Raw genomic sequence first — 6,443 nt, 5'->3', positions numbered from 1 at the left:
GGGCGGGTTGGCGGGACTGTAGAAAACATGGATGTTTTCTACAAGCCCCCAAGGATGGGTTTACGGCGTGTCCCGCCAACCCGCACCCGCCGGCCCGCTACCCGTAGCAGTGAAACCTTGCTTCTGCTGTTGCTTCAGTCAAACAACCCCATCTGGCTGACCGGCTCGCGTTCGCGGAATCCACCCAGGCCAACCCCCACCAGCCGATACCGCGTCTCCGCCGGCAGGTCCACGCGCGCGCGCAACGCCAGTGCGATATCGCGCAGTTCTTCCAGCGTTTCCGGCGGCGATTCCGGCGTGAAACTGCGCGTGATGATCCGGAACTGCGACGTCTTCAACTTCAACACCACCGTGTGCCCCACCCGGTCCGTCTTCCGTGTTGCATTCCACGTCTTGCCCGCCAGCTCCACAATCGCCGGCTCCAGCGCCTCCAGCGGCAGATCCTCCGCGAACGTGTCCTCCGACGAAATCGACTGCACCTGCTGATCCGGTTCCACCGGACGCTCATCGATACCGCGCGCACGCCGGTACAGGCTTGCACCGAAGCTGCCGAAGCGCCCTTCCAGCTCCTCCAGCCGCAACCCACGCAGATCGCCCACCGTCACGATACCCAGCTCCGACAGCTTGCCCTCCATCACCTTGCCCACCCCCGGCACCCGCTTCACCGGCAGCGGCAACAGGAACTGATCGATCCGGTGCGGCGGCACCACGAACTGCCCGTCCGGCTTGCGCCAGTCCGACGCGATTTTCGCCAGGAACTTGTTTGGCGCGATCCCCGCCGACGCCGTCAACTGCGTCTCCTCCCGGATCTGCGTGCGGATCAGCGTCGCGATCTCCGTCGCCACCGTCATCCCGCCCTTGTGCACCGTCACATCCAGGTACGCCTCATCCAGCGACAACGGCTCCACCAGATCCGTATGCCGCAGGAAAATTTCCCGCACCTGCCGCGACACCGCCTTGTAACGCACGAAATCCGGCGGCACGAACACCGCATCCGGACACAACCGCTCCGCCCGCATCGCCGGCATCGCCGAACGGATCCCGAACACCCGCGCCTCGTACGACGCCGCGCACACCACCGAACGCGCCCCCTTCCACGCCACCACCACCGGCAGCCCGCGCAGCGACGGATTGTCGCGCTGCTCCACCGACGCGTAGAACGCGTCCATGTCGACGTGGATGATCTTGCGTTGTGCGGACACGGCGGAATCTCAAGGGCCCAAGCGGCAGGAATAGATGAACAAGATTACAGCCACACGCCTGAGTATGGTCTTTTCATAACAACGACATGCGTTTTTGAAGCTGAAAACACTACGCCGGCGTACGGTTAAAACGTTTGATTGAATGGAAATTACTCTGCACTCTTGGGTGCTTTCAACGGCAACAAACCGCCGCCCTTCATCTTCAGGATTGCGTTTTCCATGACTCGTCTCAACGCGTTCTCGCGCGAACAGCTGCTGGCCAGCGCCCGTGGCGAACTGTTCGGGCCGGGCAGCGGTCGCCTGCCCAATGACCCGATGCTGATGTTCGATCGCATCACCGACATCCGCGATGACGGCGGTCCCCACGGCAAAGGCTACGTGCGCGCGGAACTGGATATCCGCCCCGACCTGTGGTTCTTCGGCTGCCATTTCATCGGCGACCCGGTGATGCCCGGTTGCCTGGGCCTGGACGCGATGTGGCAGCTCACCGGCTTCTACCTGACCTGGCTGGGCGCCCCTGGCCGTGGCCGCGCACTCGGCTGCGGTGAAGTGAAGTTCACCGGCCAGGTGCTGCCCGACGCAAAGCGCGTCACCTATGAAATCGACATCACCCGCGTCATCAACCGCAAGCTGGTCATGGCGCAGTCCGATGCCCGCATGCTGGTCGACGGCCGCGAAATCTACACCGCCAAAGACCTCCGCGTAGGTCTGTTCACTTCCACCGAGAACTTCTGATGCGTCGCGTCGTCATTACCGGAATGGGCATCACCTCGTGCCTGGGCAACGATCTGGACACCGTGTCCTCCGCACTGCGTGAAGGCCGCGCCGGCATCCGCAATCTTCCCGACCACGCCGAAGCCGGCCTGCGCAGCCATGTCGGCGGCAACGTCGAACTCGACCTGGATGCGCAGATCGACCGCAAGCTCAAGCGCTTCATGAGCGATGCCTCCGCCTACGCCTACATCGCCATGCGCGATGCCATCGCCGATGCCGGCCTGGACGAAGCGCAGGTGGCCAACCCGCGCACCGGCCTGATCGCCGGCTCCGGCGGCGGCTCCAGCCAGTGGCAGGTCGAATCGGCCGACATCCTGCGCGCGCGTGGCGTGCGCAAGGTCGGCCCGTACATGGTGCCGCGCACGATGTGCTCCACCGTGTCGGCCTGCCTGGCCACCGCCTTCCAGATCAAGGGCCTGAGCTACTCGCTGTCGGCCGCCTGCGCCACCTCCGCGCACTGCATCGGCGCCGCCGCCGACCTGATCCGGCATGGCGCGCAGGACGTGATGTTCGCTGGTGGTGGTGAAGACCTGCACTGGTCGATGAGCGTCATGTTCGATGCGATGGGCGCCCTGTCCACCCGCTTCAATGAAACGCCCGCCACCGCATCGCGCCCCTATGACAAGGACCGCGACGGCTTCGTCATCGCCGGTGGCGGCGGCATGCTGGTGCTGGAAGATTACGACCACGCCGTGGCACGCGGTGCGCGCATCTATGCCGAACTGGTGGGCTACGGCGTCACCTCCGACGGTGCCGACATGGTCGCCCCGTCCGGTGAAGGCGCGGTGCGCTGCATGAACATGGCCATGCAGAACCTCAGCGGCCCGATCGACTACCTCAACACGCACGGCACCTCGACCCCGCTGGGCGATGTCACCGAGCTGAAGGCGGTGCGCGAAGTGTTCGGCGAATCGATTCCGCCGCTGTCCTCCACCAAGGCGCTGTCGGGCCATTCGCTGGGTGCGGCCAGCGTGCACGAAGCGATCTACTGCCTGCTGATGATGCGCGACGGCTTCATCGCCGGTTCGGCCAACATCGGCGAACTGGACCCGGCGGTGGAAGGGTTCCCGATCGTGCGCGAAAGCCAGGACAAGCAGTTGAACACGGTGATGTCCAACAGCTTCGGCTTTGGCGGTACCAACGCAGCCTTGGTATTCGGGCGGGTCTGATTCCGCACGGCGTTGGTGTGAAAAACCCGGCCACGTGCCGGGTTTTTTTTGCGCGATGGTGCGATGACGTCCACGTGGAATCCGGGCGGTGGTAGGGTCGGTTCCCGAACGACCGCCGATAACCTCTACCGCGTTCGGGGACGCATGACCTCTGCCGGAGACGCGCCTTTCGCTTGAACTCCATGCCTCAATGAACCTGGCACCATTACGTGCAGTCGATCGGGATGCGACTCTACCCCGGGGCAACAGTATTTCCGCAGGGCGTCTGCACCGCCCGGCAGCAGCGCCTTTCTCACCGCGGCAGCAGCGGTACCAGCAGTGCGTGCGCGTCGCGCAGCGAATCGACGATGCGATGGCCGAGCGCGCGCAGCGCCTCGTCCGGGTGCACCAGGTCCGGCACCTGGATCGCGGTCATGCCCGCGCTGACCGCCGCGCGGATGCCGGCCGGTGAATCTTCCAGCGCCAGGCAGCGTGACGGATCCTTGCCCAGCTTCTGGGCCGCCAACAGGTAGATGTCTGGCGCCGGCTTGGGATGGGCCACGTCGCTGCTGGTCACCACATGGTCGAAGTACGCCAGCAAGCCGGTTGCGGCCAGCTTGCGCGACGCACGCGGCTGCCGGGTGGAGGTGGCCACCGCGCGCGGAATGCCATGCGCCTGCAGCAGCTGCAGGATCTCGATGATGCCCGGCCGCAGCGGCAGGCCCTGCTGGGTGCGTTCCTCGTACAGCTCGTGGCAGCGCGCGAACAACGCGGCTACCTCGTCTGCACTGATGTGCTGCAGCAGGCGCTGTTCGCAGTCGCGGTCGCCCAGCCCCACCATGCCCAGCCAGAAGTCATCGGTGAACGGCAGCCCCTGTTCCCGTGCCGCCTGCGACCAGCACGCCAGCGAGACGCGCTCGCTGTCGATCATCAGGCCATCCATGTCGAAGATGACCGCTTCGGGCAGGAACGGCAGTGCGGCAATGGCGGTCATGGTGCGTCGGTCAGGTGCCCGGTGAACAGCGTGTCCAGGTCCGTCGCATCCAGCATGCGCCACTCGCCCTCGGGCAGCTCGCCCAGCGACAGCCCGCCAATGCGGCTGCGGTGCAGCGCCTGCACGTGGTTGCCCACCGCGGCGAACATGCGCCGGGCCTGGTGGTAGCGGCCTTCGTGCAGCACCAGTTCGGCCTCTCGCGCCGAACGCACGTGCAGTTCGGCCGGCAGCAGCGGCTTGTCGTCCGCTTCCAGCAGCAGCGCACCGCTGGCAAAACGTGCCACCTCGTCACCGCGCAGGTCTTCGGCCACGGTCACCTGGTAGGCCTTGTCCAGCCGCGATTTGGGCGACACGATCCGGTGCAGCAGCGCACCGTCGTCGGTCATCAGCAGCAGGCCGCTGGTGTCGCGGTCCAGCCGGCCCACCGAGGACAGCACCGGCGAACGTTCGCGGAAGCGCGGCGGCAGCAGGTCGTAGATCAGCCGGCCCTTGTCCTTGGTCGAACAGGTGTAATCGCGCGGTTTGTGCAGCATCAGGGTCAGCCCCTGCGGCGGATCCAGCGGCTCGCCCTCGACCCGGATCGCCTCGTGGGCCACCTGGTCATCGGCGTACAGCACCTCGCCGTCCGCATCGGTGATGAGCCCCTCGCGGAACATGCCCTGCACCTGCTTGCGGCTGCCATAGCCCAGGTTGGCCAGCAGTTTCACCAGCTTCATGCGCGGCCTCCGCGGCCCCACTTCGGCTCGTCGCTGCGCGGGGCCCTGGCGGGGGTGGGGCTCTTGCTGGCCTTGGTCGCCTCGATCAGCTTGAAGCCGTCGCGCTCGGCGGCCACGCGCACCTGGCCGAAGCTTTCGTTGAGGATCTGCTCGTACGGCAGGTGGCGGTTGGCCACCAGCCACATCCGCCCGCCCGGGCGCAGCGCCTGCGCGGCCACGGCGATGAAGCGCTGGCCGATGTCCGGGCGGTCGGCACGCGACGGGGTGTGGAACGGCGGGTTGGTCACGATGAAGTCGTACTGCGCCTCGATCCCGGCGGTCACGTCCTGCCAGTGGAAGCCCAGCGTGGCCGGCTTGCCCAGCGCCTCCAGGTTGACCTTGGCCAGCGCCAGCGCGCGGCCTTCGGCCTCGAACAGGTCCAGCGCGCTCACCTGCGGGCAGCGCTGCAGCACTTCACTGGACAGGTAGCCGAAGCCGGCCCCCAGGTCCGCGCCGCGCCCGGCCAGGTCGGCCGGCAGCTGTTCCACCAGCAGCGCCGAGGCCGGGTCGATGCGGTCCCAGGCGAAGATGCCCGGGCGGCTCTGGAAACGCCCGCCCAGGATCGCGCGCGGCGCATCCAGCGCGGCCCAGCGCTGGGCCAGGGCGGCGTCGTGCTGGCCGTCCAGGGGCGCGGTCCAGTACACCCGGCAGTGGTTCTTGGTCATCTTGCCGCCCAGCCCGGCCAGCTGCTGCAGGTCGCCTTCGCCGGAGCGGGCGCCTTCGTTGTTGTGCTGGCAGGCCACCACGATGCCGCCCGGGGCGGCCAGCGCCAGCGCGCGGGCAAACAGCGCGCGGGCTTCTTCACGCTGGCGCGGCGGCAGTACCAGCACCACCGCGTAGCGGGTGCCGTCGGTGGCCAGCTGCTGCTCGTCGCGCACGGTCCAGCCGCTGGCTTCCAAGGCGTCGGCGAACGGGCGGAAGCTCTGCTCGCAGACCAGCTGGCCCGGCTGGGCGTGCTCGCGCAGCGGCCAGCCATCGCGGGCGCGCAGGAACAGCACCGGCCCTGCCGGCCAGCTCAGCGCGCCGCCGAACGGCAGGAACAGGGTTTCCAGGGGGGCGTCGTGCTGGGCAGCCATGGGGGGCACATCTTGAAAAGAGACCGCCATTCTACCGTTTCGGCCGAACCACCCCCTCCGGCGGCCGATTTGCGTTTATTCAACGCTGCCTTGATGCCATCGCAACATGCAGTCGGTCAGGGTGAAGGCTCATTCGCAACGGAGGTAGCTCATGCGCGCATTGTTCGTCGGTGGCGTGGTCGACAACAGCGAAATGGATCTGGAGGGCGCTCAGCCGCCGGTGCACTACCCCGAGGACACCGGTGGTGGGCATTCGAGGTACCGGTTGCACCAGGTGGGCAAGCAGGCCGATGGCGCCGTGGCCTATGCGGTGTACGGCGCGCCCGACATGGCCGATGAGGAAGTAGCCCGGATTGCGGATGAGCGCGCCTATGCGCGCCGCTTCGAAGCCGAGCCGGAAGTATTCACGCATTGAGGACAGGCGCGGGGCGGGGCGGGGCCCGCCCCGCCCCCCGGCGGGGGGGTTTAAAAAAAAACCCCCCCCCCCCCCCGCG

Annotated in this window: 7 protein-coding genes; 3 read left to right on the top strand and 4 right to left on the bottom strand. The window is 67.1% G+C overall.

Going from position 1 to position 6,443, the window contains the following annotated elements:
* Window positions 1-134: 134 nt before the first annotated feature.
* Entirely contained in the window at window positions 135-1,202 is a 1,068-nt protein-coding gene (gene dinB, locus QMX79_RS19445) for a DNA polymerase IV (RefSeq protein ID WP_282248237.1), read from the bottom strand.
* Window positions 1,203-1,421: 219 nt separating this feature from the next.
* Between dinB and fabA the strand changes: the two genes are divergently transcribed.
* Window positions 1,422-1,937 carry a 3-hydroxyacyl-[acyl-carrier-protein] dehydratase FabA gene (fabA, locus tag QMX79_RS19440; RefSeq protein WP_068854535.1) on the top strand — a complete coding sequence of 172 codons (516 nt, stop codon included), beginning with the start codon at window positions 1,422-1,424 and terminating at the stop codon, window positions 1,935-1,937.
* Entirely contained in the window at window positions 1,937-3,145 is a 1,209-nt protein-coding gene (gene fabB, locus QMX79_RS19435) for a beta-ketoacyl-ACP synthase I (protein ID WP_282248236.1), read from the top strand. The genes fabA and fabB overlap by 1 nt, the downstream gene beginning before the upstream one ends.
* Before the next feature lie 292 nt (window positions 3,146-3,437).
* On the opposite strand, the gene QMX79_RS19430 is transcribed toward fabB, so the two are convergent.
* From QMX79_RS19430 to QMX79_RS19420, 3 genes are read right to left on the bottom strand one after another with little or no spacing between them, the layout of a single operon-like run.
* Complete coding sequence (locus QMX79_RS19430; protein WP_282248235.1) at window positions 3,438-4,118, bottom strand: HAD family phosphatase; 681 nt, start codon at window positions 4,116-4,118, stop codon at window positions 3,438-3,440.
* On the bottom strand, window positions 4,115-4,834 hold the full coding sequence (locus QMX79_RS19425) for a pseudouridine synthase (protein ID WP_282248234.1): 720 nt from the start codon (window positions 4,832-4,834) through the stop codon (window positions 4,115-4,117). The genes QMX79_RS19430 and QMX79_RS19425 overlap by 4 nt, the downstream gene beginning before the upstream one ends.
* The gene (locus tag QMX79_RS19420) at window positions 4,831-5,949 is read right to left on the bottom strand and encodes a class I SAM-dependent methyltransferase (RefSeq protein WP_282248233.1); all 1,119 of its coding nucleotides are present in this window, start codon (window positions 5,947-5,949) and stop codon (window positions 4,831-4,833) included. The genes QMX79_RS19425 and QMX79_RS19420 overlap by 4 nt, the downstream gene beginning before the upstream one ends.
* Before the next feature lie 151 nt (window positions 5,950-6,100).
* On the opposite strand from QMX79_RS19420, the gene QMX79_RS19415 reads away from it, so the two are divergent.
* Entirely contained in the window at window positions 6,101-6,364 is a 264-nt protein-coding gene (locus tag QMX79_RS19415) for a hypothetical protein (protein ID WP_282248232.1), read from the top strand.
* The last annotated feature ends 79 nt before the right edge of the window (window positions 6,365-6,443 follow it).

It is taken from the genome of Stenotrophomonas sp. PS02300 (genome assembly GCF_029959395.1).
GTDB classification, from domain to species: Bacteria; Pseudomonadota; Gammaproteobacteria; order Xanthomonadales; family Xanthomonadaceae; genus Stenotrophomonas; species Stenotrophomonas maltophilia_AD.
Note: the sequence above shows the minus strand (reverse complement) of the source record. Positions and strands in the feature narration are given on the sequence as shown.